This is a genomic window from Sphingomonas sp. Ant H11 (assembly GCF_000797515.1).
Lineage (GTDB): Bacteria > Pseudomonadota > Alphaproteobacteria > Sphingomonadales > Sphingomonadaceae > Sphingomonas.
Map to the genome: position 1 here is coordinate 43116 of NZ_JSBN01000067.1, position 24678 is coordinate 67793.

Annotated in this window: 28 protein-coding genes and 6 pseudogenes; 22 read left to right on the plus strand and 12 right to left on the minus strand. The window is 63.9% G+C overall.

All coding sequences use genetic code 11. The features are described 5' to 3' along the window. Positions 1 to 4: 4 nt before the first annotated feature. The 3 genes from NW75_RS13750 to thiE are packed head-to-tail and all read left to right on the plus strand — an operon-like array spanning position 5 to position 1843. A complete protein-coding gene (locus NW75_RS13750; RefSeq protein WP_033965764.1) occupies positions 5 to 676 on the plus strand; it encodes an O-methyltransferase in 672 nt (223 codons plus the stop codon). Positions 677 to 681: 5 nt separating this feature from the next. Further along, positions 682 to 1170 (plus strand): hypothetical protein, encoded by a 489-nt coding sequence (locus tag NW75_RS13755; protein ID WP_231565209.1) that lies wholly within the window; start codon positions 682 to 684, stop codon positions 1168 to 1170. Continuing rightward, on the plus strand, positions 1160 to 1843 hold the full coding sequence (gene thiE / locus NW75_RS13760) for a thiamine phosphate synthase (RefSeq protein ID WP_033965765.1): 684 nt from the start codon (positions 1160 to 1162) through the stop codon (positions 1841 to 1843). Before NW75_RS13755 ends, thiE begins: the two co-directional genes overlap by 11 nt. Positions 1844 to 1850: 7 nt before the next feature. Here thiE and NW75_RS13765 read toward each other — a convergent pair whose 3' ends face one another. Together NW75_RS13765 and NW75_RS13770 are read right to left on the minus strand one after the other, a co-directional pair. Then, a complete protein-coding gene (locus NW75_RS13765; RefSeq protein ID WP_033965767.1) occupies positions 1851 to 2930 on the minus strand; it encodes a potassium channel family protein in 1080 nt (359 codons plus the stop codon). Between the two features lie 59 nt (positions 2931 to 2989). Beyond that, a complete protein-coding gene (locus tag NW75_RS13770; protein ID WP_033965794.1) occupies positions 2990 to 3535 on the minus strand; it encodes a DUF882 domain-containing protein in 546 nt (181 codons plus the stop codon). Positions 3536 to 3614: 79 nt separating this feature from the next. Between NW75_RS13770 and NW75_RS13775 the strand changes: the two genes are divergently transcribed. The 9 genes and pseudogenes from NW75_RS13775 to NW75_RS13815 all read left to right on the plus strand — a co-directional run bounded on the left by NW75_RS13775 (position 3615) and on the right by NW75_RS13815 (position 9209). After that, entirely contained in the window at positions 3615 to 4631 is a 1017-nt protein-coding gene (locus tag NW75_RS13775; protein WP_033965768.1) for a L,D-transpeptidase family protein, read from the plus strand. Positions 4632 to 4634: 3 nt separating this feature from the next. Then, positions 4635 to 5225, plus strand: a complete 591-nt coding sequence (locus tag NW75_RS13780; RefSeq protein ID WP_137902345.1) for a M23 family metallopeptidase — start codon at positions 4635 to 4637, stop codon at positions 5223 to 5225. A 37-nt stretch (positions 5226 to 5262) separates the two neighbouring features. Then, positions 5263 to 5826, plus strand: a pseudogene (efp, locus tag NW75_RS13785) (elongation factor P). A gap of 118 nt (positions 5827 to 5944) precedes the next feature. Next, on the plus strand, positions 5945 to 6217 hold the full coding sequence (locus tag NW75_RS13790) for a type II toxin-antitoxin system Phd/YefM family antitoxin (RefSeq protein WP_033965770.1): 273 nt from the start codon (positions 5945 to 5947) through the stop codon (positions 6215 to 6217). After that, a complete protein-coding gene (locus NW75_RS13795; protein WP_033965771.1) occupies positions 6214 to 6603 on the plus strand; it encodes a type II toxin-antitoxin system VapC family toxin in 390 nt (129 codons plus the stop codon). The genes NW75_RS13790 and NW75_RS13795 overlap by 4 nt, the downstream gene beginning before the upstream one ends. A 183-nt stretch (positions 6604 to 6786) precedes the next feature. Further along, positions 6787 to 7272 carry a hypothetical protein gene (locus NW75_RS13800; RefSeq protein WP_052192410.1) on the plus strand — a complete coding sequence of 162 codons (486 nt, stop codon included), beginning with the start codon at positions 6787 to 6789 and terminating at the stop codon, positions 7270 to 7272. Positions 7273 to 7400: 128 nt separating this feature from the next. Continuing rightward, complete coding sequence (locus tag NW75_RS13805) at positions 7401 to 7751, plus strand: DUF3147 family protein (RefSeq protein WP_033965772.1); 351 nt, start codon at positions 7401 to 7403, stop codon at positions 7749 to 7751. Positions 7752 to 7853: 102 nt separating this feature from the next. Then, positions 7854 to 8090, plus strand: coding sequence for a hypothetical protein (locus NW75_RS13810; protein ID WP_033965773.1), 237 nt, complete (start codon positions 7854 to 7856; stop codon positions 8088 to 8090). A 150-nt stretch (positions 8091 to 8240) separates the two neighbouring features. Then, positions 8241 to 9209, plus strand: coding sequence for a phosphatase PAP2 family protein (locus tag NW75_RS13815; RefSeq protein WP_033965775.1), 969 nt, complete (start codon positions 8241 to 8243; stop codon positions 9207 to 9209). Here the strand turns inward: NW75_RS13815 and NW75_RS13820 are convergent. Then, positions 9206 to 9460, minus strand: coding sequence for a hypothetical protein (locus NW75_RS13820; protein ID WP_171010487.1), 255 nt, complete (start codon positions 9458 to 9460; stop codon positions 9206 to 9208). The genes NW75_RS13815 and NW75_RS13820 overlap by 4 nt on opposite strands. Before the next feature lie 234 nt (positions 9461 to 9694). Between NW75_RS13820 and NW75_RS13825 the strand changes: the two genes are divergently transcribed. The 4 genes and pseudogenes from NW75_RS13825 (at position 9695) to NW75_RS13835 (ending at position 12089) form a co-directional block, all read left to right on the plus strand. Then, a complete protein-coding gene (locus tag NW75_RS13825) occupies positions 9695 to 10081 on the plus strand; it encodes a cupin domain-containing protein (RefSeq protein WP_033965776.1) in 387 nt (128 codons plus the stop codon). A gap of 50 nt (positions 10082 to 10131) precedes the next feature. After that, positions 10132 to 10254: a hypothetical protein gene (locus NW75_RS27405; RefSeq protein WP_269430335.1), complete on the plus strand. Its 123-nt coding sequence runs from the start codon at positions 10132 to 10134 to the stop codon at positions 10252 to 10254. Next, complete coding sequence (locus tag NW75_RS13830) at positions 10251 to 10637, plus strand: pyridoxamine 5'-phosphate oxidase family protein (RefSeq protein ID WP_231565210.1); 387 nt, start codon at positions 10251 to 10253, stop codon at positions 10635 to 10637. Before NW75_RS27405 ends, NW75_RS13830 begins: the two co-directional genes overlap by 4 nt. Positions 10638 to 10693: 56 nt before the next feature. After that, a pseudogene (locus tag NW75_RS13835) lies at positions 10694 to 12089 on the plus strand (MFS transporter). 15 nt (positions 12090 to 12104) lie between these two features. Here the strand turns inward: NW75_RS13835 and NW75_RS13840 are convergent. The 3 genes from NW75_RS13840 to eno form a co-directional block, all read right to left on the minus strand. Further along, positions 12105 to 13841, minus strand: coding sequence for a DUF885 domain-containing protein (locus NW75_RS13840; RefSeq protein ID WP_033965777.1), 1737 nt, complete (start codon positions 13839 to 13841; stop codon positions 12105 to 12107). Between the two features lie 523 nt (positions 13842 to 14364). Next, positions 14365 to 14652, minus strand: a complete 288-nt coding sequence (locus NW75_RS13845) for an FtsB family cell division protein (RefSeq protein WP_052192411.1) — start codon at positions 14650 to 14652, stop codon at positions 14365 to 14367. Positions 14653 to 14737: 85 nt separating this feature from the next. Further along, positions 14738 to 16015, minus strand: a complete 1278-nt coding sequence (gene eno / locus NW75_RS13850; protein ID WP_033965779.1) for a phosphopyruvate hydratase — start codon at positions 16013 to 16015, stop codon at positions 14738 to 14740. Positions 16016 to 16184: 169 nt separating this feature from the next. Between eno and NW75_RS13855 the strand changes: the two genes are divergently transcribed. From NW75_RS13855 to NW75_RS13875, 5 genes and pseudogenes are all read left to right on the plus strand, one after another. After that, on the plus strand, positions 16185 to 16658 hold the full coding sequence (locus tag NW75_RS13855) for a hypothetical protein (RefSeq protein ID WP_033965780.1): 474 nt from the start codon (positions 16185 to 16187) through the stop codon (positions 16656 to 16658). Between the two features lie 20 nt (positions 16659 to 16678). Then, positions 16679 to 17038: a phage holin family protein gene (locus tag NW75_RS13860; protein WP_231565211.1), complete on the plus strand. Its 360-nt coding sequence runs from the start codon at positions 16679 to 16681 to the stop codon at positions 17036 to 17038. Beyond that, complete coding sequence (locus tag NW75_RS13865; RefSeq protein WP_033965781.1) at positions 17035 to 17352, plus strand: DUF3618 domain-containing protein; 318 nt, start codon at positions 17035 to 17037, stop codon at positions 17350 to 17352. The genes NW75_RS13860 and NW75_RS13865 overlap by 4 nt, the downstream gene beginning before the upstream one ends. Further along, positions 17349 to 17846 carry a hypothetical protein gene (locus NW75_RS13870; RefSeq protein WP_033965782.1) on the plus strand — a complete coding sequence of 166 codons (498 nt, stop codon included), beginning with the start codon at positions 17349 to 17351 and terminating at the stop codon, positions 17844 to 17846. The genes NW75_RS13865 and NW75_RS13870 overlap by 4 nt, the downstream gene beginning before the upstream one ends. 80 nt (positions 17847 to 17926) lie before the next feature. After that, positions 17927 to 18153 (plus strand): annotated as a pseudogene (locus NW75_RS13875) (DUF4170 domain-containing protein). A gap of 48 nt (positions 18154 to 18201) precedes the next feature. Here the strand turns inward: NW75_RS13875 and greA are convergent. The 3 genes and pseudogenes from greA to NW75_RS24500 form a co-directional block, all read right to left on the minus strand. After that, positions 18202 to 18678: a transcription elongation factor GreA gene (greA, locus tag NW75_RS13880; protein ID WP_010408190.1), complete on the minus strand. Its 477-nt coding sequence runs from the start codon at positions 18676 to 18678 to the stop codon at positions 18202 to 18204. Between the two features lie 81 nt (positions 18679 to 18759). Continuing rightward, positions 18760 to 22094 (minus strand): annotated as a pseudogene (gene carB / locus NW75_RS13885) (carbamoyl-phosphate synthase large subunit). A gap of 6 nt (positions 22095 to 22100) precedes the next feature. Beyond that, complete coding sequence (locus NW75_RS24500; RefSeq protein WP_156143036.1) at positions 22101 to 22337, minus strand: hypothetical protein; 237 nt, start codon at positions 22335 to 22337, stop codon at positions 22101 to 22103. Positions 22338 to 22510: 173 nt separating this feature from the next. Between NW75_RS24500 and NW75_RS13895 the strand changes: the two genes are divergently transcribed. After that, on the plus strand, positions 22511 to 22825 hold the full coding sequence (locus NW75_RS13895) for a PIN domain-containing protein (RefSeq protein ID WP_052192412.1): 315 nt from the start codon (positions 22511 to 22513) through the stop codon (positions 22823 to 22825). 6 nt (positions 22826 to 22831) lie between these two features. On the opposite strand, the pseudogene NW75_RS13900 reads toward NW75_RS13895, so the two are convergent. The 3 genes and pseudogenes from NW75_RS13900 to NW75_RS13910 form a co-directional block, all read right to left on the minus strand. Continuing rightward, positions 22832 to 23191: pseudogene (locus NW75_RS13900) on the minus strand (ribonuclease E inhibitor RraB). Positions 23192 to 23227: 36 nt separating this feature from the next. Then, positions 23228 to 24061, minus strand: a complete 834-nt coding sequence (locus NW75_RS13905; protein WP_033965785.1) for a ribonuclease E inhibitor RraB — start codon at positions 24059 to 24061, stop codon at positions 23228 to 23230. Continuing rightward, a pseudogene (locus NW75_RS13910) lies at positions 24058 to 24678 on the minus strand (carbamoyl phosphate synthase small subunit); the annotation flags it as partial. The gene NW75_RS13905 and the pseudogene NW75_RS13910, both read right to left, overlap by 4 nt.

Consider the following 24678-nt stretch of genomic DNA (forward strand, 5'->3'; position numbering starts at 1 on the left):
CCCGATGTCCGGGGCGGCGTGGGAGGCGGTCGACGGCTATATCGTCGATCATTTGCTGGGTGACGATGTGGTGCTGGATGCAGCCCTCGCTGCCAACGCCGCCGCCGGACTGCCGCAGATCGATGTCTCGCCCGCACAGGGCAAGATGCTGCATCTGTTCGCGCGGATGGTCGGCGCGCGGCGCATCCTCGAGATTGGCACGCTTGGCGGCTATTCGACGATCTGGCTGGCGCGGGCCCTGCCCGAAGACGGGCGAATGGTGACGCTGGAGATCGATCCGCACCATGCGGCGGTGGCGGGCGACAACATCGCGCGCGCTGGCCTTGGCGAACGGGTCGAAGTCCGCGTCGGCGCGGCACTGTTATCGCTTGAGGCGATGATCGCGCAGGGAGAAGCGCCGTTCGACCTGGTGTTTGTCGATGCGGACAAGGAAAATTGTGTCCCCTATGTCCGCTCGGCTATGGCGCTTGCGCGACCGGGCACGACGATCGTGGTCGATAATGTGGTGCGCGACGGCGAGGTGCTCGATCCGGCAAGTGCGGACTCGCGCGTTCGTGGGGTGCGGGCGCTGTTCAAGATGATCGCGGACGAACCACGGCTGAGCGCCACAGCGGTGCAGACCGTTGGCGCGAAGAAATGGGATGGCTTCGTGCTGGCCGTGGTGGGAGCCGTCTGAACGCGATGCCCCAAGAGTTCGCCTATCATCGCAGCCTTGGGCCGATGATAGGCGTACTGCTCGGTATTGCGATCGTCGAGATGTGCGTGGTGCATCTGGTGGTGGGCGCGCTGTTCGGGTGGACGGTTGCGCTGGTCGTGGGGGTGCTCGACCTTTCGCTGGTGATCGGCCTGGCGCTGTTGCTGCGTTCCTTCCGGCGACTGCCGGTGACGATTGCGGATGGCGTGCTGACGCTGCGGGCGGGCCTGTTGAAGTCGGTCGTGGTTCCGGTAGGCCAGATTGCGGGCTTGCGCGCGACCTGGGATGCGGCGGCGCTGAAGCAGCGCGGCGTGGTGAACCTTGCTTTGGTGAGTTGGCCGAGCGTGGTGATCGACCTCGATCCGCCCGTGCCGACGCGGCGCGGCAGGCAGGTCCACGCGGTTGCGCACAAACTGGACGATCCCGCCGCTTTCCATGCCGCGATCACCGCGCTATCGCGCAGGGATGAACAGTGAAGACCCGCTAGGCCCGCTCGACCCCGATTTCGCGGTGCAATTCCAGCGCGACGACCGTCGGCCGCGCTGTCAGCTTTATCTTATTTCGCCGCTCGAAGTCGGTGGCACCTTTCCCGATCGCCTGAAGCGCGCGTTGGATGCAGGCCCGGTCGCGGCGTTCCAGTTTCGCGTGAAAGACATCGACCAGCACAGCGCCGCGGCCCTCGCCGAGCCGTTGCAGCGCATTTGCGCGGATGCCGACGTCGCCTTCATCGTCAATGACAGCATTGCGCTCGCCAAGCGGCTGGGCGCGGACGGCGTGCATCTGGGGCAGGGCGATGGCGACCCGCGTGAGGCGCGCGCGCAGCTTGGGCCAGCGGCGCAGATAGGCGTCACATGCCACGACAGCCGCCATCTCGCGATGGAAGCGGGCGAGGCGGGGGCCGACTATGTTGCCTTCGGGGCCTTCTACCCGACGACCACCAAGACGACCGAGCATGTCGCCGATCCGGTGCTGCTGAGCTGGTGGTCGACGGTGTTCGAGATCCCGTGCGTCGCGATCGGCGGTATCACACCGGTCAACGCGCCGCCGCTGATCCGCGCCGGTGCAGATTTTCTCGCGGTGTCGGGCGCGGTGTGGGGCGGGGACGAGGCGGCTGCGGTACGCGCGTTCGAGGCCGTGCTCGCCGCCTGATGGCGCTTCAGTAGGTGTTCCGCCCGGCGCGGATTTCAGCCTTGGCGGTGAACAGCTTGCGGGCGGTGGTGCCGGCATCGCGCACCAGCACCATCACCTCGTCATTGACCTGGATCTTCTCGTCGGGGGACGGCCGCAGGATGGCGGCACCGCCGCGCTTGATCTGGACGATGAAAAACGCACCGGCCGCCTGACGTTCGGCCTCGCCGACGGTCAACACACACATCGCCGACCCGGCGTGCGCCGAGACGATTTCCAGATCCAGGCCCATTTCGCCGAGTTCGCCGCGCGCGCGTTTGAGCGCCGCGTCCGATCCCAGATCCGCGCTTTTCGGGAAGAGCACCATGCGTGCGATGCGTTCGGCACCGATATGGGTCGGCAGCACGACATGGTCGGCCCCGGCGCGGCGCAGCTTGCGTTCGGTCGTCGGGGCCTCGCCGCGCGCGATGATTTCGAGCGTCGGGTTGAGATTGCGCGCGCTGAGCGTGATGAAAACGTTCGCCGCGTCGTCTGGCAGGACTGTCGAGAGTACACGTGCTCGGTCGATCCCGGCCGCGAACAAAATCTCTTCCTCGGTCGCGTCGCCTCCGATGCACAGGTGGCCGGCGGCTTCGATTTCGGCGAGGCGATCGGCGCTGCGTTCGATCACGACCAGCGGCATGTTCGCCTCGGCAAGGTCGCGCGCCAGCATCGTTCCGATGCGACCAAAGCCGCAGATCACGACATGGCCGGACAATTTGTCGATTCGCGCGCGCATACGGTTGGCTCCCAGGATCTGGCGCAGTTGCAGGACGGTGAAAAACTGGACGAGCGCACCGGTCAACAGGATCATGCCGGTGCATCCGAACACGATCGTCGCGATCGTGATGGTGTGCAAATAGCCGGTGTCGATCGGCCTGACTTCATCATACCCGACCGAGAAGACGGTCAGCAGCACCATGTACGAGGCGTCGACGAAGCTCCACCCCGCCGCCATATAGCCGAGTGTCGCCAGGACGATCACCAGCCCGACATAGCCGAGAATAGTGATCAGATTTCTGGCAGGCGAGCCGAGAACGGCTTCAGCGTCGGCTAGGATCTTGCGCACGGAGGAGGACTGTTGCCCAGCGGGACGGGCAAGTCCAGTGGGCGATTAACGGCGCAAGGTTACCAGTGCCGCACGCGCCCCGTATCGACATGGACGAAGCCGTCGCGCGGATAATAGCCGACACCGCCGCCGCCCAGAGCGAGAGCTGCGCCGTGCAGCCGGTCGAGCGTCACGCCGGGCACCATGATGTCGGTCGCCTTGCCCAGCATATGCTGGCTCTGGCTGGCGACGCCGGTATGTTCGCCGCCCTTGGCACGGAGCGCGGCGTTGGTCGCGGGCGAGCGATAGCCCGAGATCAGATTGATCTTGCTGCCGCCGCTCAATTCCAGCTTGTCGCGCAACTGTACGAGCAAGGCGAGCAGACGGCGGTCCATCACCGTCGATTCACCGGTGCGCCAGTCGCGCAGGCCATGGTTCAGCTCGGCCAGCCCCTCGGGCAGGAAAGTCCCGTTCCGCGCGAACAGCGCATCGACGGTTTCGTTATTGTGGACGTTGCGAATGGCGAGGCGCCATTCCGTGCCGACCGCCATCGCCGGAAAAGGAAGCGCAAGCGCCGCACCGCCAACCAGCGCGCCGCCAAGCATCGCGCGTCGGGACACTATCATCGCTTGAGGCATCGCGCTGGACACAAGCCGCTATTCCAATCGTTTGTCTGCTTAGATTACTATGTAGGAGATTGAAGCGATGCGAAAAACCTTGGCCGGATCGGCTTGTCTGGCAATAGCATCGCTTGGCCTTGTTGCGGCCGCGCCGGTGGGAACCATCAGCGCAACGGACACTCCAGCGCTCGATCTTTCGACGTTACATGTGCAGGTCATCCTCGATCATCTTGGCTTCTCGCCCGGCGTGCTGGATGGGCGCGCCGGGAAATCACTGGTGGCGGCGCTCAAGGGCTTTCAGGAAACGTGCGGGCTGCCGCAAACAGGCGAGATGGATCTGACGACGCTGCGCGCGCTGCATCCTTATGCGCAGTGGCGGCCGACCCAGACGATCGCGTTGACCACCGACATGCTGGCCGGGCCGTTCGTCAATCCGCTACCCAAGAACCCGCAACTGCAAGCGAGGCTGACCACGCTCGGATATCGCTCGCCGATGGAGAAGCTCGGCGAGATGTTTCACACCAAGCCGTCGGTCTTGCTCGAATTGAACAGTCCGCAAACCCGGCTGGTGCCGGGCAGCAAGATCGTCGTGCCCAACGCGATCGCCGCCGACCACGCTTATGATCCCAAGCTCCCCGAGAAATGGCGGCAGACGCTCAGCGACCTGAACGTCGACTCGACTCAGCCGACGGGGGCCAAGGTGGTGGTCGACAAGTCCGAGGAGGTGCTGCGCGTTCTGGACAAGGACGGCAAGCTGGTCGCGCAGTTCATGGCGACGATGGGGAGCGAGCATGATCCCTTGCCGATCGGCACCTGGAAGATCCTCGGGCCGTCCTACAATCCGCCCTTCCACTACAATCCCAAGCTGTTCTGGGACGCAAAGAAGGGCGCAAGGGCGGCGTTGCTGCCACCGGGTCCAAACGGGCCGGTGGGCGTGGTGTGGCTTGATCTGTCCAAGCCGCATTACGGCATCCACGGGACGCCTTCGCCAGAGACGATCGGCCGGGCCGAAAGCCATGGCTGCATCCGCCTGACCAATTGGGATGCGGCGCGGCTGGCGATGATGATCAAGCCGGGCACGCCGGCTGTGTTCCAGGAATAATCCGTGGGGTGGTTGGGTCGTATCGCGCTGTTGGTCATTGCCGTCGCGGCGGCCGGGTGGATCGCCTTGCTGGCATTGTTGCCCGACGCTCCGCGCACGGCGGCGGGACTCACCACGCGACCGGTTGTGGCCGAACGGAACCCGTCCGGCACGCGTCTGGTCGTTCCGGTGGCAAGGGTGGCGCGCGGCGCTCTCATCGAGTCCTGGGGCGATCCGCGGGAGAATGGGCTGCGCCTGCATCACGGCACCGACATTGCCGCTCCGGCGGGCAGTCCAGTGCTGGCAGCCGCGTCCGGTACGGTTGAGAAGCTGTTCACAAGCGCGGCGGGCGGCACCACCGTCTATGTCCGCTCGCCCGACCGGCGCTGGACGTATTATTACGCGCATCTTTCCGCCTATGCGCCGGGGCTGCACGAGGGGCAGGGTGTCGCGGCTGGAACGGTGCTCGGCTATGTCGGCGATACCGGCAATGCCGGTGCGGGCAATTTCCACCTGCATTTCGGCCTGACGCGCACCACGCCCGAGCAGCATTGGTATGAAGGGGAGGATGTCGACCCCTACCGCTATCTTGCCGGACAGCCCTTGCCCGGCTAAAGGCCGCGCCTTGCTCTTTCCAACTACAGGCACCCCCATGAAGATCAACGCGGTCGAAATCCGTCCCGGCAACATTCTCGAATATGAAGGCGGCATCTGGAAGACGGTGAAAATCCAGCATACCCAGCCGGGCAAGGGTGGTGCCTATATGCAGGTCGAGATGAAGAACCTCATCGACGGCCGCAAGACCAACGTCCGCTTCCGCTCGGCGGAAAGCGTCGAGAAGGTCCGGCTCGATACGGTCGATTTCCAGTTCCTGTTCCGCGAAGGCGACACGCTGACCTTCATGGACAAGATCAATTACGAGCAGATCTCGCTCGACGCCGACATTTTTGGGCGATGCCGCCGCCTTCCTGCAGGATGGCATGGATGTCGTGATGGAGCTGTGGGAAGAGCGGCCGATCTCGGTGCAGCTGCCCGACACGATCGAGGCGCTGATCGTCGAGGCCGACGCGTGGTGAAGGGGCAGACCGCTTCGTCCAGCTACAAGCCCGCGATCCTGGAAAATGGCGTGCGCGTGATGGTGCCGCCGCACATTGGCGCGGGCACGCGCATTGTGGTCGATGTTTATGAACAGAGCTACGTCCGGCGGGCCGACTAACTAATGTCTCCCTCTCCCCGCTTGCGGGGAGAGGGTCGGGGAGAGGGGCTGGATCGAGCGCGCCCTTGGCCAAACACGCAAAATGGTCTATCTACTTGGTCCAAGAAGGACCCGCCCGATGCACATCTCCGTATCCGACGCCAAAGCCCAACTCACCGACCTCGTCCGCCGCGCCGAAGCCGGCGAAGAGATCACCCTCACCCGCCGCGGCCACCCGACCGTGCGGCTGACGCGCGTCACCGACGAAGTCGACATGGCAGCGGTGCGCCAACGGCGTCTCGATGCCATCGATCGCGCCATAGCGGCGGCGCGCGAACGTGGCCCCGATGGCAAGCCCAGCGCCGCTCGTAGCGCGGATGATCTGTACGATGACAACGGCCTGCCTGCATGATCGTCGTCGATACGTCGGCGCTGATGGCGATCCTGCTGGGCGAACCCGAAGCCGACGCGTGCCGCGCCGTCGTCGCCCGCGAACTGGACATCCGCATCGCGGCACCGACCCTGACCGAAGCCCTGATCGTCGCGGCCGGTCGCGCATTGCACGGCGAAATGGCACGCTTGATCGACGATCTCGCGCTGACCGTCGAGCCGCTGACCGTAGAGCTCAGCTACGCCGCCGTGCGCGCCTATCTCCGCTGGGGCAAACGTCACCATCCCGCCGCCCTCAACATCTGCGACGTCTTCGCTTATGCGCTGGCGACGGCGCATAACTGCCCGCTGCTGTTCGTTGGAAACGATTTCGCGCAGACGGATGTCATCGCGGCGCTGGCGGGGTGACGCGCTCACCCTAACAAACGCTCTCTCGCGACGCGCCCTCACCTCAGCAACGGCTCAGCGGTGCCCCGGTAGCTGAGACATGGAGTCGCGCCGCCTGATATCTTCACACCCACAGCGCTGCCGGAAAATTCCACCCAAAATCCCGCTGTCCTACAAACCTGCCACTATGACATACAATCGGCGATGCGCCCCTATCCCGCCTTACCGCCCGCCGAGCCAGACGCGGCCGCGGACATCCCCTTCACCCCCGTACCAAGCGGCTCGACGCGGCATGACGGCTGGACGCCCGAGCGCCAGCGCGTCTTCCTCCAGCAGCTCGCCCGCATCGGTGTGGTGTCGGCGGCAGCTGGAGCGGTCGGGATGTCGGCGAAATCGGCTTACGCGTTGCGCAAGCGCGCTGGTGCGGAGAGCTTCGCGGCGGCATGGGAGGCGGCGCTTGGCGAAGGGCGGGACCGCGTAGTCGATCTGGCGATCGAACGCGCGCTCATCGGCACCGCGACGCCGATCTTTTATCGCGGGCGACAGATCGGGGTGCGGCAGGCGTTCGACAATCGGCTGGTGCTCGCCGTGCTGCGCGCGATGCCGTCGGTCGAGCCGGATACCGTGAGCATGCAAGCGGCGCTGGCTGCGCTGGGCGACACGCCCGCCCCCGATGAGCGCACCGAATGACCGCGCCCCGGCACGCCGCTCGTCGCCCGTCGCCACCGCTTCCGCGGTGACATGGGCTTACCTTCGTTACCTTCCCCCAATTTGCAATGCCGCTGGCCTCCGCCTGCGCCCGGCCGCATATAGGGGCTATGCTGTTCCTCGCGCTGAAGGCCCTGATCTCTGGCATCGTGATTGCCATCGCCTCGACGCTGGCCAAGCGCTATCCGGGGTTCGGCGCGCTGGTGGCGTCGCTGCCGCTGGTGTCGGTGCTCGGCATGGTCTGGCTGTGGGGCGAGAAGCCCGACCCCGCCAACATGGCGGCGCACGTCCAGGCGACCTTCTGGTATGTGCTGCCGTCGCTGCCGATGTTCCTCGTCATTCCCGCCTTGCTGCGTGCAGGCATCGGTTTCTGGCCCGCGCTCGGGCTGGGCTGCGCGCTGACGGTATTGCTGTATCTCGGCATGGTCGCGCTCGCGCCGCGGATCGGCATCGCGCTGTAACGCGCCAAGCTGTACGCAGCCCTACAAACGCGTTCAGCAACCATCGCGACAGTAAAGCGTAAAGAAGACCCACGCCCGATCGTCGGGCCGAAAGGACAGGACATGAAGCTGACCCACCTTATCGCCGCCGGGCTCATGGTTGCCGGGCTTGGTGTTTCCACTGCAGCCTCCGCGCAGGACTATCGCGGCGATCGCCCCCGTTATGACCATCGCTACGATCATCGTGGCGACCGCCGCGACTGGCGCGACCATGGCCGTTATTATGGCGGCGATCGCCACCGTCCGCGCTGCCACACCGAATGGCGTCATCACCGTCGTGTGACGGTCTGCTACCGCTGACCCTGGCGCGAGGAGGGGGCCCCCCTCCTCGCCCAAAAATGTCATCTGGACGTCACAAAAAAGTTCACGGCATGAAGGGTAGCCGTTCGCGGCATCGCATACCCCTTCCCAGTCGGCGATTGCGAACATCGTCTGCTCATCAGGCGCCCCGTGAACCGTCCCACCACTTTCTTCCCGCTGTCAGCACCGCTCTATCCCGGCAGCACGGCGCAGCCTGGCCTGATCCCCGGCCGCTGGCTCGTGCTCGGCTTCGCCTTCAGCGCCCTATGCGTCGGATCGCTGCTGTGGGATGCGGGGATGACCATCCGTCCGCGCACGCCCAGCACGCTGATCTTTTCGATGTTCGCCGCGCTGGCGATCGGGCTGCGCTATGCCATGCGAACACCCGCCAGCCCGGCGCAGCGCGTCGCCCGCGATTTATCGGAATCGGTCGGCCTGTTCACGGGGATCGCCTTGCTCGGCGCGGTCGCCACCTATCCGCTGGCGGCCGATACGCGCGGCAGCATCGATCCGCTGCTCCAGCAAATCGACGTCGCGCTGCGGTTCGACTGGCTTGCCTGGTATCGCGCGGTCGCCGCCCATCGGTCGCTGCAATTGCTCGGGACCGCCGCCTATCAGAGCATCTTCGTCACCCCTGCTCTGATCCTCGGCTATTGCGCCTGGGCCGACAAACGCACCGAGGCGCGTGCCTTCATCGCCAGCTTCTGGGTGGCGGCCGTGTTATGCCTGTTGCTGTTCCGCTATCTTCCGGCGGTGGGGCCACTCGCCACGCTGTGGCACGGCCCGGTCCCCTATCTGCCGGAAAGTGCGCTGTACGAGGCAGAACTGATTCCCCAATTGCGGGCCCACGCGTTACTGGAGATCGATCTGGGATCGCTGCGCGGGCTCGTCTCTGCCCCCAGCTTCCACACCGCAAGCGCGGTGCTGTACATCGCGGCAGGCTGGCCGTTGCTCCGGCTGCGCGGGCCGGTCGTGGTCCTCAGCACGGCGATGTTGCTCGCCACACCGGTCGAGGGCACGCATTATCTGGCGGACATGGTGGCCGGTGCCGCCGTCGCCGGGGTTGCGTTGACGCTGGTGGCGATGGTGCGCCGCCATTTGGCGGCGCGCGGGCGTTAAGCCTCCACCGCCATCAAAGCGGCTTCGCCATATTTCGGATCGTTGGCGGCGAACAGCGGGTTGGCATCGAAGTCGCGCTCGGTCAGGCCGACGCCATTGAGCCCGGCCAGCTTGAACGTCCCAAGCTTCAGTTCGCGCGGCGGCTTGCCATCGCGCTCGAGCACGACACCATCCACGAACAGGTCATCGTGGCGCGTATAGATGATGTGCGGTGCGAGCGTAATATCGGTGCGATTGTAGGTCGCGCGCAAGCACCGCTTCCGGACAATAGCTTCGAAGACAGTCGGAACGGGGCCGGTCGGCCCGGATGGATTTTGCACGGCGTAGCCCTGATACTCGGGAGTCTTGATGACGATGCTGTACCGAAAATGGTGCGATGCAGCAAGAACCAACTCCACCCCGATCGTGGGAGCGCGCTGAGAGCGGAGAGCCTCATGTTCAATTCCTGTCGCCTCCAGGGGGCGTCTGCCCTAACAGCGTGCGCGATGTCGCATCCCTTGATCACCTCGCTGGATCTGTCCCCCCACCCCGAAGGCGGCTGGTATCGCGAAACGATGCGCCAGCCTTCGCCGGATGGCGGCCGCGGGCTGGCGACGGCCATTCTGTTCCTGTTGGAAGATGGGCAGCGGTCGCACTGGCATCGTGTAGACGCGACCGAACTGTGGTTGTGGCATGCGGGCGCGCCGCTCACCTTGTTGATCGACCAAAGTGAGCACCTGCTGTCCGGGGAAAGCCCGCAAGCAATCGTCCCTGCCCATGCGTGGCAATCGGCCGAGGCGCGCGAAGGCTGGGCGCTGGTCAGTTGCGTCGTCACCCCCGCCTTTGATTTTGGCGGGTTCGAGCTGGCACCGCCTGGCTGGTCCCCGCATTGAGGGAACCGCATCGGCCTCCGCCCGTTCGAAGCGAGCAAGGAGACGATGCCATGTTTACTGACAACACCGCGAACGACGCGGAAATCGAAGCGAAATTCTGGAAGGCGTTGCGCTCCGACCGGACGATGATGCTCGGCCTGGCCGGCGTGGACGAGGGCCATACGCGCCGATGACGGGGCAACTCGACGGCGACGAAGATCGCGGCCCGATCTATTTCTTCACCGCGAAGGACACCGAACTGGTCGCCGACCTGAAGCACGACAGCCGCGCCGTCGCCACCTTCGCATCCAAGGGCAATGATGTGTTCGCGACGATCCACGGCACGCTGGTCGCCGAGAATGATCGCGCGGTCATCCACCGGCTGTGGAACAGCTTCGTCGCGGCTTGGTATGAAGGCGGCAAGGACGACCCCAAGCTGCAATTGCTGCGGCTGGATACCGAGCGCGCGCAGATCTGGGTCGATGCGTCGAGCATGCTCGCCGGGGTGAAGGTGCTGCTCGGGATCGACCCCAAGCAGGATTACAAGGACAAGGTCGCCGAAGTTTCGCTCGGCTGACTATAAATGGGGGGAAGGCCGCTTGCACTGTGCGGGCCGAGGATTAGCACGCTCGCATGATGGATGGCCTTCCTCTACCCCGCCGCTACGCGGCCATTGCCGCGCTTTGCCTCGGCACCGCGCTGATCATCATCGACGGTGGCGTCGCCAACATCGCGCTCCCAACGATCGCGCGCGATCTTAAGATCGATCAGTCGTCCGCCGTGACGGTGGTAACGGTCTATCAGTTGATGCTGGTGATGCTGCTGCTGCCCTTTGCCGGGCTGGGCGAGCGCATTGGCCTTAAGCGCATGTACCAGATCGGGCAGATGGTGTTCACCGTCGCCACGCTGCTGTGCTTCTTTGCAAAGAGCCTGCCCTTCCTGCTCATCGTCCGCGCGGCGCAGGCGATGGGCGCGGCAGCGGCGCTGAGCGTATCCTCCGCGTTGATCCGCTCCACTTACCCCGCCAAGCAGCTCGGCAGCGGGCTTGGCATCAATTCCGCGATCGTCTCGGCGGGGGCCGCACTTGCGCCGTCGCTCGGCGGGTTCATCCTCGGCGTGGCACCATGGCCATGGGTGTTTGCGAGCGCCGTGCCCTTTGCGATCGGATCGCTAATCCTCGGTCGCGCGCTGCCCGATACGCCGCCCGGCAACACCCCGTTCGACGTTTTTCGGCGGCGTGATGTGTGCGGCGATGTTCGGGCTGATCATCGGTGGTCTGGAAACGGCGGTGCATGGCAACAGCCCGGTCGTCTCGGCCGCGATCGTGCTAACCGGGGTTCTGGTCGGCTTCTATTTCGTGCGGCGCGAGCGCGGCGAGACCGACCCGATCCTGCCGATCGATTTGCTGGAGCGCCCGGTGCTGCGCTTGTCGGTGATCGGTGCCTATACCGCCTTCATCGCCTCGATGACGCTGATCATCTCGATGCCCTTCCGCCTGACCAGCGAGTTCGGCTTCACCGCGCCCGAAATGGGGTTGTTGATGGCCCCGTGGCCGCTCACCAACATCATCGTCGCCCCGCTGTCGGGCTGGCTGTCGAGCCGCATTCCGGCGGGCGCGCTCGGCGGAATCGGCATGGCGATCTCGATCGTCGCGTTGCTGCTGATCGCCGACATGCCAGCCCATCCGACGCATTTCGACGTGATCTGGCGAATGGCGCTGTGTGGCGGAGGCTTTGGCACCTTTCTGCCACCCAATGCGCGCCTGATTATCGGTAGCGCGCCGCGCGAGCGCGCAGCGGCAGCGGGCGGCCTGGTCTCGACCACGCGCCTGCTCGGTCAGACGACCGGCGCGACGCTTGTCGCCGCGCTGCTCGCGCTGGGGATCGGTGGCGGTGCCACTCCGCCGCTGGTTGCGGCGGGGCTCGCCTTCATTGCCGGGCTATGCAGCCTGGCGCGCCTGCGTCCATCCATCCGTATGCCGCAAGGCGAAGAAGCCGCCGATGTCCAACCGGCCAGCCAGGTTCGCTGACCGGCCTTCGCAGCTTCAGAACACCGCCTTGCCGTCGCCGCCCAGCATCGCCTTGCGCACCAGCGGGATCGGCGGCCCGCCATAGCGCAGGAACTGGTCGTGGAACGCCTTCCACCCCGCGCGGCCGCCATGCGTCGCGGTCCAGTCGGTGCGGAGCTTGCGGATCATCAATTTGCCCATCGTGTAATTGAGATAGGCCGGGTCATAGGTGCCGCGCGCCGACTGCTGCTTGGCATTGCCCTCGTCCTGATAGCATTGCTCGACGAACATTTTGCGCGATTGCTCCTGTGTCATGCCCTGGGTGTGCATCCCGATCGCAGAAAGATAGCGGCAATCGCGCAGCAGCGCGTTCGACAATTGTCCGATATGCGTCTCGGCATCGCCCTTGTGGAGCCCGGCTTCCCACATCATTTCCTCGGCATAATGCGCCCAGCCCTCGGCAAAGGCATAGCCGACGAACAGCCGCCCGAAGATGGACGGCGAGGCATTGGCATGGCGGAATTGCAGGAAATGCCCCGGCATCACTTCATGGACCGAGGTGAACAGCAAATCCATCTTGCCGGGAATGAAGCCCTCCTGCTCGGCCTTGCTCCACGCCGGGTCGGGCGGGGAGATGTAGTAAACCGAGGGGATGCCTTTCTCGAACGGCCCGGGCGGATCGATATAAGCGCTGTTCTGCCGGTTATAGGGCGGGCTCTCCTCGACCAAAGCCTGTTCGTTGTCGGGGATCGTCACGATGTCATTGGCGAGCACGAAGGCGCGCAATTCGGGGATCTGCTTGCGCGCCTCGGCGACCGGATCGTTATTGGCAGGCTTGTTCGCGTTCATCTTGGCCATGCAGGCCGGGATCGTGGCACCGGGTGCGAACTGCGCGCACGCCTCTGCGAGCGCCTTCTGGTTGCGCAGCAGATCGGCCTTGCCCGCCGCCTCCAGCGTCGCCAGCGGCACGTCGACGCCCTCGGTCATCTTGATCATGCGCGAGAAGCGGTCGGCCCCCAGCGCAAAGTCCTGCGTCGCCGATCCGCGCTGGCTCTCCACCCATTTGCCGAGATCGTGCATCGCCTTGGACGCGGCCGTCGCGGCCTTGTCGAATTCCTCCTGCAGCGCCGGGCTCTTCACATCGGCAAACGCCTTTTTCGCATCGCCGGTGTAATAATCGCCAAAGCCGTTGAACGCCGCCACGCCGAAATTGACGTAGCTGAGCGGCATCGGCGCCTTGAGGTTGGCTTTGATCTGCGCGGCCGCGTCGGGGATCTTGCGCAGGAAGGTGATCATCGCGCGCATCCGCGTCGGCGCATCGGCATAATGGCGCGCGATATAGACGTTGGGGTCGAGCCCGGCATTCACATACCAGGCCGGGTTGCGGTGCGGCGAATCCGCATCTTCGAGCCAGAACAATTTACCCTGTGCCACCGTCACCAGATAATCGCGTTCGAACGCTTCATCCTGGCTCAGCTTGGCGGTGTCGAAGGCCTTGGCCTTGGTGATTGCCTCGCGGAAAAAGTCGCCCTGTCGTTTCAGGCCACCCGGCGTCCAGTCACCCAGCCCGCCATCGAAATCATGCCGCCCCTGATACACCGCGTCCGCCGGGGAAATCTTGAACCAATCCTCGATGAAGGTGTCGCGGAAGCTCTTCCAGTCGGCTGTGGGCAATGCTGTGAGCGGAGCCATCGTGCCCGTCGGTTCAGCCGACCGCGCAGTACACGACACCAGCGCGAGCCCCGCAATGCCCGCCAGTAACACCTTGCGCATGTTGATCCTTTTGATTCGTGTACGTGCGGAAGCTGACAGCTTGCCGCAACCCGCGCCAGCCCTCCAAGAGGACCCCAGAGAGCATTTTCGTATCAGATTATCCACAGAGTGGAGACCGTTCCGCGCACGCGCCAGCGCGGTGAGCGATCGGCCTCCCGAGATGACGAACCTATTTACAGGTTACAGCAACAGTCCGATCGACCAGAAAGACCCAATCAGCGTCACGACCGCTATCGTTGCCTGGAATATGCCCCAAGCATCCGATCTGCAAAAACCTCCAGGTGCTTTGATTGCCACGCGAATAGCCATCATCCCTCTCCTCGACCGGCGACGTTATGCGTCGCTCGTATCGAAGAGGAGGCTGATCCTGATAATGGAGCCGGTCAAGAGAAATGTACCGGTGGCGCAGGCACCCGATGAAAAGACGACTAGAGAGCATCGCGGCGATATCATTGTGGGCCTTTGCCGCCGTCAACCTGCCACCCGCTCAGTCCCGCAACGGATCACCAAAGGACGGGACTGCTCATTTCTCCAGCGGAACGATCACTTCATCCTGGTGTGCTACCCCCAGATCCTTGCGCGCCAATTCATCGACCAGATCCGGATCGGCATGTTTCGGGTCGAGCAGATCGACCCGGTTCTTCAGCTCGGCGCGCGTCTTGTCGAGCATCGCCAGCTGCTGCTGCTTCACAGCAAGCTGGCGCTCGATATCACCATAGGCCAGCGCCCCATTCGGCCCGAAGATCGCATACCCCCCGAAGAACACGCCGACGATCATCAACGCCGCCGGCGCGATGGCGCGGCGGAGCATGGTGCGGAGGAGAGATGGCTTCTTGATCACGGCCGCGATTCTCGCGCATCGCGACTCGTGGATCAAGCCCGTATTTACTACATTTTTACGCGCGGATGACGGAGCGCCCGGCATATACGCCAGCCCCCTCCAATTCCTCCTCGATACGGATCAACTGGTTGTATTTGGCGAGCCGGTCGGAGCGTGCGAGGCTGCCTGTCTTGATCTGTCCGCAATTGGTCGCGACAGCCAGATCGGCGATCGTGGAGTCCTCGGTCTCGCCCGAGCGATGCGACATCACCGCAGTATAGCCCGCTCGGTTCGCCATCGAAACGGCTTCGAGCGTTTCGGTGAGCGTACCGATCTGGTTCACCTTGACCAGCAGCGAATTGGCATAGCCGCCTTCGATGCCGCGCTTCAGGCGCTTGGGGTTGGTGACGAACAGGTCGTCGCCAACGAGCTGAACCGTGTCGCCGACGAGATCGGTCAGCGCCTTCCAGCCCTCCCAATCGTCTTCGGCCATGCCGTCTTCGATCGAGAAGATCGGATAGCGGCGCGTCAGATCGGCAAGATATTCGGCCATCTCATGGCTCGACAGGCTCTTGCCCTCGCCCGAAATCTCATACTTGCCGTTCTTGTAGAATTCGGTCGCGGCGCAATCGAGCGCCAGCATCACGTCGTCACCGGGGGTGTACCCTGCCGTCTCGATCGAGCGCAGGATGAATTCGATCGCTTCGTTGGTGGACGCAATGTTCGGCGCGAAGCCGCCTTCGTCGCCGACCGAGGTCGCCAGACCCTTTTCGTGCAGCGCCTTCTTCAGCGTGTGGAAAATCTCCGAACCGCAGCGCACCGCCTCGATCATCGAGCTCGCGCCGACCGGCACGATCATGAATTCCTGGAAATCGATCGGATTATCGGCATGTTCGCCGCCATTGATGATGTTCATCATCGGCACCGGCAGCACATGCGCCGCGACGCCGCCGACATAGCGATAGAGCGGCAGCGTGCGCGCATCGGCCGCTGCCTTGGCCACCGCGAGGCTGACGCCGAGGATGGCGTTGGCACCCAGGCGGCTCTTGTTTTCGGTGCCGTCGAGCTCGATCATCGTGTGGTCGATCTCGCGTTGGTCCTCGGCTTCGAAACCGAGCACGGCATCGGCAATCTCGCCGTTCACGGCCTGAACGGCGGCATCGACGCCCTTGCCGCCCCAGCGGCTCTTGTCGCCGTCGCGCTTTTCGACCGCTTCATGCGCGCCGGTCGAGGCCCCCGAAGGCACCGCCGCGCGGCCGAAACTGCCGTCTTCAAGCATTACATCGACCTCCACCGTGGGGTTGCCGCGGCTGTCCAGGATCGTGCGGGCGTGAATGTCGATGATTGCGGTCATGGAACGATCCTTCTAACGGGTCTGAGAGGGTTCGCGCGTGCCTCTATCGGCTAAGTCGAACGCCCGCAATTCGCATGGGGCAACCCTTGCGCATTTGCGGCCGCCGATGGAACCGGGATACGGGCTTGCCGGTTACGTGTTTCAGACACTTCAACGAAGGGCGCTTGTCATGGCTACCACTCCCAACGATACGTCCACCACCATCCACGAGGCGCAAGCCGCCGCAACCGAAACCGCGCAGGAAGCTGCCAAGGCCACGCTCAGCGCGGCGCAATTGTTCAAGGACAGCGCGGCCAAACTCGGCAAGGAAGCCGTCGATCGCGCGAAGACCTATGCCGAGGACGGCAAGGCGCGTGCGGGCGGTGCGCTCGATGAGATCGTCAAGATGATCAACGATGCCGCAGGGACCGTCGATGAAAAGTTGGGCGAGCAATATGGTCAATATGCCCGCACTGCCGCCGACAAGGTCGCTGGTTTTTCGGAAGGGCTGAAGGCCAAGGAACTCGACGACTTGATCGAGGACGCCCGCGGATTCGTGCAGAAAAGCCCGGCGATCGCCATCGGCACTGCGGCCGCGCTCGGCTTCGTGCTGGTGCGGCTGATCCAGTCGGGCCTCGCGGCCGATCACGACGACAAGGCCTGATCCGGCCATACCGGGGGGCAATGATGGACAGGCGTGAAGACCCGATCGAACAGGAGAGCCTTGCCGCTCTCCTGTCGCGTGTCGTCGGCGATGCGGAGCGAGTCGCGCGCGCCGAAATCGAACTGCAGAAGGCAAAAATCGTCGCGAAGATCGACGATGCTCGCAACGCTATCCTGCTCTTGGTCGCGGCGATTGCGATTGGATCGGTCGCGTTGACCGCTTTCGTCGTTGGCGCGTTGCTGGTCCTGGCGCAGATTATCGGCCCGTTGGGCGCGACCGGGGCGGTGGTTGGCGCGCTGGTCGTGCTGTCGGCTCTGTTGGGATGGTTTTCGATGCGGCAGTTCAAGCGTCTGTTCGGCGCGACCGAGGAGCAGGCATGACCGGGCGCGCCATTGGCACTCGGCTGGCATTGGCCCAGGCCCGCGCCGAGCAAGCCCGCGCGCGCCTGTCCGAGACGATCGGAACGTTGCAGCATCGTGCCAGCCCGCAAGCGCTCGCACAGGACATGGCCGAGTCGCTCAAGGCGCGTGGAGTGGAGGCAGTGCTTGGCGCGGTCGACAGCGCCCGGCGTCGCCCGGCGCGCTTCGGTATTGCCGTCGCTGCCATTGGCCTTTTGTTGGCGCGCGGTCCCATCGCACGCACCCTTCGTCGTCGCGCTGCGACTCCCCTTCCCAAGACAGGATCCCGCCCATGACCGATGCCAAACCCGCCAAGCGCGCATCGAAGGCCGTTGCCACCGTTCGCGATGCCGCATCCAAAGCGGTTGCCACCACCACCAGCACAACGCGCGCAGCGACCGAGAAAGCGATTGCCGGGATTGAAGCCAATCCCATCGCCATCCTGAGCGGCGGGATAGCGCTTGGGGCGCTGATCGGCGCTTTCGCACCGCGCAGCGCCGCGGAACGCAAAATTTTAAGGCCGGTCGGCAAGCGTCTGAACGAAACCGCGCGCGGTGCCGTCGATGCCGCCCGCGACACCGCCAGGGCAGAGTTCGACGTGCTGGGCCTGTCGCGCGACGCGGCGCGGGATCAGGTCGGCAAGCTGCTGGGTGGCGTTATCAAGGCGCTGGCCACTGCCGGCACTGCGGCGCTCGCGGCACGGGCTGTCGCCAGCCAGGCACAGCCGGAGCAGGCTCCCCCGCCCGCCCCGACCCGGCGTAAGCCGAAAAAGGCAGTTTCGGGCGAATAAACCTGCTGCGAACGGTTCCCGAACGCGCGTCTCGCTCCTAAGACGAGCGAGAAACCCACGCTTTTTCGGGAATGTGATTTATGAGCAAACTCCACCTCGTCTTCGGCGGCCGCGTCAGCGATCCGCGCGGGCTCGATTTCGATGATCTCGCTCGATCGATATCGTGGGCGTGTTCCCGGATTATGCCAGCGCCGAAAAGGCCTGGCGCGCCGCGGCACAGCGCACGGTCGATGATGCCGAGATGAAATATGTGGTGGTGCATCTGCACCGCCTGCTGCAGCCAGATTTGCTCGCGCCGGGCGCGTGAAGGCTACGCCCCTCTCCCGCAATGGGAGAGGGGCGTCACGCAGCGTTTTTAGATGAACTCGATTTTCGAGACGACATAGTAGCGATCGCCCGACGGGACGGTCACTTCCACCTCGTCCTCAAGCTTGCGCCCGATGAGCGCGCGGCCGAGCGGCGAGTTATACGAGATGCGACCGCCCTTGGCGTCGGCCTCGGTCTGGCCAACAATCTGATATTTGATCGGCTTATCGTCTTCGTCGAGCAGCGTAACCGTTGCCCCGAACACGACCTTGTCGCCCGACAGGTCCCGCGGATCGATGACCTGGGCGCGCGAAAGCTTATCCTCGATGTCGCTGATCGAGGCTTCGATCTGGCCCTGACGCTCCTTGGCCGCATGGTATTCGGCGTTTTCCGACAAATCGCCATGCGCACGCGCTTCCTCGATCGCGTCGACGATCGTCGGACGCTCCGCCTTAAGCCGTTTCAGGTCCGCAGTGAGCCGCTCATAGCCCTCTTGCAGCATCGGCATCTTTTCGACGGTAGCCATCCCTCTTCGTCCTTCGTCTTCAAAATTCCCCGGTTGGCCGACCCTGCTGGGCCTGCCCGCACGTTGTTCTCATGTGGGGAATTAGGTGTGCGAGTGCGAATAATAGGATTGCAAAGGCCTGACTTCAAGGCTGCGCGTCGAAAGGGCGACAATCGCCAGTGCTGCCTCGACACTGGCGGGGGCTGTCGTGAAGTACGGGATCTTCAACGCCAAGGCCGATCCGCGGATCGGCGAGCTGTCCTTCAGGCTCTGCCAGCCCTCGGTGGTATTGAAGATCAGATCGATCCCGCCATCCTTGATCCGGTCGACGATATGCGGCCGACCCTGCGCGACCTTGTTGACGCGTTCGACCGCGACACCGTGTGCGGCCAGGTAATCCGCCGTACCACCCGTCGCGACGATGGTGAAGCCATGCGCGGCAAGCGCGCGCACGCCCGGCAGGATCACCGGCTTGTCGCCATCTTTCACGCTGACGAACAAGGCTCCGCTCTTGGGCAGGACAGTGCCCGCGCCAATTGCGACTTGGCAAAGGCGAGCGTGAAATCGGGATCGATCCCCATCACCTCGCCCGTGCTCTTCATTTCCGGCGACAAGACCGGATCGACGCCGGGGAAGCGGTTGAACGGGAACACCGCTTCCTTGACTGCAAAATAGTCGATGTGGCGATCGACCTTGGGCAAGTCCGCCAGCTTCTCGCCCGCCATCACCCGCGCGGCGATCTTGGCGATCGGCGCACCGATCGCCTTGGCCACAAACGGCACCGTGCGCGAGGCGCGCGGATTGACCTCGATGAGATAGACGAGGCCGTCCTTCACCGCGAACTGGATGTTCATCAATCCGACGACCGACAGCGCCTTGGCCAGCGCGACTGTCTGGCGCTCGATCTCGGCGATGATCGCGTCCGAGAGCGAATAAGGCGGGATCGAGCAGGCGCTGTCGCCCGAATGGACGCCGGCTTCCTCGATATGCTGGAGGACGCCCGCCACCGTTACGTCGGTGCCGTCCGAGATCGCATCGACATCGACCTCGATCGCGTCGCGCAGATATTGGTCGATCAGAACCGGGGATTCGCCAGACACTTGCACGGCTGTCTGAATATATTCCTCAAGCTGCGCGCGCCCGTCGACGATCTCCATCGCGCGGCCGCCGAGCACATAGCTCGGGCGCATCAGCACAGGATAGCCGATACGCTCGGCGGCAACGATCGCCTCTTCGCGGCTGCGCGCCAGGCCGTTGGCGGGTTGCAACAGCCCAAGCTTGTTGACGAGGGCGGCGAACCGCTCGCGGTCCTCGGCCAGGTCAATCGCATCGGGGCTGGTGCCAAGGATCGGGATTCCAGCATCCTGCAGCGCCTGCGCGAGGTTGAGCGGGGTTTGGCCACCAAACTGCACGATCACGCCCGCCAGCGTGCCGTTCTGCTGCTCGACATGCAGGATCTCGAGCACGTCTTCGGCGGTCAGCGGTTCGAAATACAACCGGTCGCTGGTGTCGTAGTCGGTCGACACCGTCTCCGGGTTGCAATTGACCATGATCGTTTCGAAGCCGACATCCGCCAGCGCGAAACAGGCGTGGCAGCAGCAATAGTCGAACTCGATCCCCTGCCCGATCCGGTTGGGACCACCGCCAAGGATGACGACCTTCTTCCGATCGGTCGGCTGGCTCTCGCATTCGGGCTCGCCGAAGCTGGGCGCTTCGTAGGTCGAATACATATAGGGCGTCTTGGCGTTGAACTCGGCGGCACAGGTATCGATCCGCTTGAACACAGGCCGCACGCCGAGCCGGTGGCGCAACGCGCGCACTTCCTGCTCGGTCACGCCACCCGTCATCGCGACGACGGCGTCATGCACCAGGCCCGACCCGCGCGCGACGCCGCGATCCATGCCTTCGCGCAGATTGGCGGATTTGAGCGCGAGATAGGCAAGCCGTTTGTCGCTGAAGCCCATCGCCTTCAGGCGGCGCATCCCCGCCGCCTCGATCGGCAGGCCATTCCGGCACACGTCTTCCTCGGCCGCGACGATTTCGGCGATCCGTTCCAGGAACCACGGATCGTATTTGGCAAGCGCATGAACCTCAGCGACGGTAAAGCCCTCGCGCAAAGCCTGTGCGGCGACCAGCAGCCGGTCGGGCGTGGCGACGGCCAGCGCAGCCTCAATCTCAGCGCGCGGCGCGCCGACCAGGCGGTCGACCATGTTGAAGCCGGACAGCCCCGTCTCCAACCCGCGCAGCGCCTTCTGCATCGATTCATGGATGTTGCGGCCGATCGCCATCACTTCGCCGACCGACTTCATCGCGGTCGACAGCACGGCCTCGGCCCCCTTGAACTTTTCAAAGGCGAAACGCGGGATTTTGGTGACGACATAATCGATCGTCGGTTCGAACGACGCCGGGGTCGCGCCGGTGATGTCGTTCATGATCTCGTCGAGCGTATAGCCCACCGCCAGCTTGGCAGCGACCTTGGCGATCGGAAAGCCGGTCGCCTTGGAGGCGAGCGCCGAGGAACGCGACACGCGCGGGTTCATCTCGATCACGATCAGACGGCCGTCCTTGGGGTTGACCGCGAACTGCACGTTCGAGCCGCCCGTCTCGACGCCGATCTCGCGCAGGCACGCGATGCTCGCGTTGCGCATGATCTGATATTCCTTGTCGGTCAGCGTCAGCGCGGGCGCGACGGTGATCGAGTCGCCGGTATGGACGCCCATCGGATCGATATTCTCGATCGAGCAGATGATGATGGCATTGTCGGCGCGGTCGCGCACGACTTCCATCTCATATTCCTTCCAGCCGATCAGCGATTCCTCGATCAGCACCTCGGTGGTCGGCGACAGATCGAGCCCGCGCCGCACGATCTCCAGAAATTCCTCGCGATTATAGGCGATGCCACCGCCCGACCCGCCCATCGTAAAGCTCGGGCGGATGATCGCGGGCAGCCCGGTGCGTTCGAGCCCGGCGAGCGCCTCTTCAACGGTGTGGGCGATTGCCGAACGCGCGCTTTCCAGCCCGATCTTGGTCATCGCGTCGCGGAATTTCAGCCGGTCCTCGGCCTTGTCGATGGCTTCCGCATCGGCACCGATCATCTCGACGCCATATTTCGCCAGCGTGCCGTCGTTGAACAGCGCCAGCGCGGTGTTAAGCGCGGTCTGCCCGCCCATTGTCGGCAGAATCGCGTCGGGGCGCTCCTTTTCGATGATCTTGGCGACGATCTCTGGCGTGATCGGCTCGACATAGGTCGCATCGGCCAGCTCGGGATCGGTCATGATCGTCGCCGGGTTCGAATTGACCAGGACGATGCGATAGCCATCCTCCTTCAGCGCCTTGATCGCCTGCGTGCCCGAATAATCGAACTCGCACGCCTGGCCGATGACGATCGGCCCCGCGCCGATGACGAGGATGGAGGAAATGTCGGTGCGCTTGGGCATTGGTCTTCAGGCCGCTTTCGGGTTAAATAATTGCATTGCAATCAGGGGAGACGCGATATGGGCAGTATCACCATTCGCAACGTCGATGACGAGATCAAGTGCGGCGCGCGGTTGGCTGCCGCGCGACATGGTCGATCCATGTAAGCGGAGATCAAGGCTCTCCTCGAACGAACCTACCGCTCGCCCGAAGACGAACGTGCCGAACGGATCAGAGCGATGTCCGGCACCGAGTTTGTGGCGCATCTTGTGGCCGTTGCGAACGGCGCGACCCTCGACATCCCGGATAGGGAGCATGAAGAAATCGCGTTTCCCGATCTGTGATTCTAGTCGACACAAATGTTTGGAGCGCGCTGAATCGCCCCGCTTCGCATCCATAGGTATCGATCTGGTTTGCGGCAAACGCGCCGCAGGATTGGTTGTCGACGATCGTGATTGCCGAGATCCGTTCTGGCATAGAGAACCCGACAACCGCCGAGCGACGGCCAGCCCTGGAGCGCTGGCTCGCCGATATCGAATTGGCTCACGCAGGTCGCACGCTATCGTTCGATTCGGCAGCAACGCATATTTTGGGGACGCTGGTGGCTCGGCGCAAATTGCAAAAGCAGGAAACAAAGCTGCTCGACCTCCAGATTGCCGCGCAAGCGATGGCACACAATTGCCCCGTGGCGACGCGCAACGTGAAGGATTTTGCCTGGACCGGAGTCGCCCCGATCGATCCGTGGCGGGCGTGACGCCTGTCATTCTGCGCCATCTTCCGCGGTGCAGCCCCAGCCGTCATATTCCACGTCGTAGATCAGCTCGATCTGCAGGCATTTGAGCGTGAGCGCGCGGATCGCGTCGTCATCCGACGTCTGCTCGCGGCCGAGGAACAGGCTGATCTCGCCGTCCTCATCCTCTTCGCGCTCGATCACCTCAAAGCCCAGTTCCTCGGCATCCTCTTCCAGCCGGTCGAGCGCGGGCTGCTGCCGCGAAAGCTGACATCGACCGCACGGACGATCTCGGGACGGTCGCCATTCTCCCGCAGGCTGGCGAGCACGTCCTTGTCAGCGGCCCATTCCTCTTCGAGGCGCACGGGGGGAGACTTCTGGGAGGGTCATAGGGTGGCCTCTTGAGTGGTGATGCGCTTTGGCATTTTAGTTTTTCTTGGCCCCGAACAGTTTGCTCAACAGGGACTTTGGCTTATCGCCAACTGGATCGACCAGATCAGGTACCGGGCGGACGACAAACGTTTCCCAGCCATCGTACACAACGTCGTGGCGTTCTGCCGCTCTTACCAAGATAGGCGTGAGTTCCAGAAACGTCGAAAAATCTACCGGCATTTCACGTGTCAGAACCACTCCAGTCGGATCGTCGAGCCAGTGATCGACACCGTACCCCCAAGCTTCCAACTCTACCGCCAACGGATTCAGTCGGTCCTTTGGTCCGTAGAACCAGAAGTCCGTTTTCCTGCTGCTAAGGCCCGTGTCGCCGTTCTTCTCAAGATTGGAGATTACACTTCGGTCCCCGTTCAACTGTAGTTCGACCACCGTCGGAGTCACGAGACCGATCAATTTCGCGCGGTCGCTTGGTATCGTTGCTGCCAGCGAATACCCCGCTATATCAAATCGTTCGAGAATTGCGTCCCACTCAATCGGTGCGGCATGGGCGAACACGATACGACGCTCACCACCTCCGGTCACGCTGGCAACGTGAAAAGCCCCGGAATCCAGCAAAGTCAGTTCAGCAGCCAATCCCTCTTCAACCGCATAGATACGATCGCTGTGTTGCGGCATGCCGGCTTCGTTGACCAAGGTTGGGTCAGCTTGACAGTGAACGACGGTCACCAGAGCATCGCGAAGCGCATCCTCCACCAAAGAGTTTCCGGTGCGCGCTAAAATCACGAGCGGCTGTCCTTCGCCGGAAAGTCGATCGAACAGCATCCAAGTGTCAGCGTCGCCACCAACAGATTGATCGATCGGCGACGTCACTCCAACATCCCCACAAACTTCTCGAACAGATACAGGCTGTCCTGCGGGCCGGGGCTCGCTTCGGGGTGATATTGCACGCTGAAAGCGGGGCGGTCGGTGAGTTCGATGCCCGCATTGGAACCATCGAACAGCGAGACGTGGGTTTCGCGCGCCGTGGCGGGCAGCGAGTCCCGCTCGACCGCGAAGCCGTGGTTCATCGAGGTGATCTCGACCGCGCCATCGCTGAGGCGCTGCACCGGATGGTTGGCGCCGCGATGCCCCTGGAACATCTTGGTGGTGGTCGCGCCGACCGCGAGCGCGAGCAATTGGTGGCCAAGGCAAATGCCGAACAGTGGCAGCCCCGTGTCGAGCAATTGCTGGATCACCGGTACGGCATAGAAACCCGTCGCGGCGGGATCGCCCGGGCCGTTCGACAGGAAGATGCCATCGGGGGCGAGCGCCATAACCTCGTCAAAGCTCGCGGTGGCGGGCACGACCGAGACATCGGCACCGGCGGCGGCGAGGTTGCGGAAGATGTTGCGCTTGGAGCCGTAATCGATCGCGACGACGTGGGGTCTTTTCTCAAGCCCCTCCCTTCAGGGGAGGGGTTGGGGTGGGGCAGTTCAGCAGACGCGCCG

What these genes read in the sequence shown, in the direction of transcription:
- NW75_RS13750 (WP_033965764.1), top strand. Translation starts at nt 5, where the DNA reads ATGTCCGGGGCGGCGTGGGAGGCGGTCGACGGCTATATCGTCGATCAT.
- NW75_RS13755 (WP_231565209.1), top strand. Translation starts at nt 682, where the DNA reads ATGCCCCAAGAGTTCGCCTATCATCGCAGCCTTGGGCCGATGATAGGC.
- thiE (WP_033965765.1), top strand. Translation starts at nt 1,160, where the DNA reads ATGAACAGTGAAGACCCGCTAGGCCCGCTCGACCCCGATTTCGCGGTG.
- NW75_RS13770 (WP_033965794.1), bottom strand. Translation starts at nt 3,535, where the DNA reads ATGATAGTGTCCCGACGCGCGATGCTTGGCGGCGCGCTGGTTGGCGGT.
- NW75_RS13775 (WP_033965768.1), top strand. Translation starts at nt 3,615, where the DNA reads ATGCGAAAAACCTTGGCCGGATCGGCTTGTCTGGCAATAGCATCGCTT.
- NW75_RS13790 (WP_033965770.1), top strand. Translation starts at nt 5,945, where the DNA reads ATGCACATCTCCGTATCCGACGCCAAAGCCCAACTCACCGACCTCGTC.
- NW75_RS13795 (WP_033965771.1), top strand. Translation starts at nt 6,214, where the DNA reads ATGATCGTCGTCGATACGTCGGCGCTGATGGCGATCCTGCTGGGCGAA.
- NW75_RS13800 (WP_052192410.1), top strand. Translation starts at nt 6,787, where the DNA reads ATGCGCCCCTATCCCGCCTTACCGCCCGCCGAGCCAGACGCGGCCGCG.
- NW75_RS13805 (WP_033965772.1), top strand. Translation starts at nt 7,401, where the DNA reads ATGCTGTTCCTCGCGCTGAAGGCCCTGATCTCTGGCATCGTGATTGCC.
- NW75_RS13810 (WP_033965773.1), top strand. Translation starts at nt 7,854, where the DNA reads ATGAAGCTGACCCACCTTATCGCCGCCGGGCTCATGGTTGCCGGGCTT.
- NW75_RS13825 (WP_033965776.1), top strand. Translation starts at nt 9,695, where the DNA reads ATGTCGCATCCCTTGATCACCTCGCTGGATCTGTCCCCCCACCCCGAA.
- NW75_RS27405 (WP_269430335.1), top strand. Translation starts at nt 10,132, where the DNA reads ATGTTTACTGACAACACCGCGAACGACGCGGAAATCGAAGCGAAATTC.
- NW75_RS13830 (WP_231565210.1), top strand. Translation starts at nt 10,251, where the DNA reads ATGACGGGGCAACTCGACGGCGACGAAGATCGCGGCCCGATCTATTTC.
- NW75_RS13840 (WP_033965777.1), bottom strand. Translation starts at nt 13,841, where the DNA reads ATGCGCAAGGTGTTACTGGCGGGCATTGCGGGGCTCGCGCTGGTGTCG.
- NW75_RS13845 (WP_052192411.1), bottom strand. Translation starts at nt 14,652, where the DNA reads ATGCTCCGCCGCGCCATCGCGCCGGCGGCGTTGATGATCGTCGGCGTG.
- eno (WP_033965779.1), bottom strand. Translation starts at nt 16,015, where the DNA reads ATGACCGCAATCATCGACATTCACGCCCGCACGATCCTGGACAGCCGC.
- NW75_RS13855 (WP_033965780.1), top strand. Translation starts at nt 16,185, where the DNA reads ATGGCTACCACTCCCAACGATACGTCCACCACCATCCACGAGGCGCAA.
- NW75_RS13860 (WP_231565211.1), top strand. Translation starts at nt 16,679, where the DNA reads ATGATGGACAGGCGTGAAGACCCGATCGAACAGGAGAGCCTTGCCGCT.
- NW75_RS13865 (WP_033965781.1), top strand. Translation starts at nt 17,035, where the DNA reads ATGACCGGGCGCGCCATTGGCACTCGGCTGGCATTGGCCCAGGCCCGC.
- NW75_RS13870 (WP_033965782.1), top strand. Translation starts at nt 17,349, where the DNA reads ATGACCGATGCCAAACCCGCCAAGCGCGCATCGAAGGCCGTTGCCACC.
- greA (WP_010408190.1), bottom strand. Translation starts at nt 18,678, where the DNA reads ATGGCTACCGTCGAAAAGATGCCGATGCTGCAAGAGGGCTATGAGCGG.
- NW75_RS24500 (WP_156143036.1), bottom strand. Translation starts at nt 22,337, where the DNA reads ATGCGCCACAAACTCGGTGCCGGACATCGCTCTGATCCGTTCGGCACG.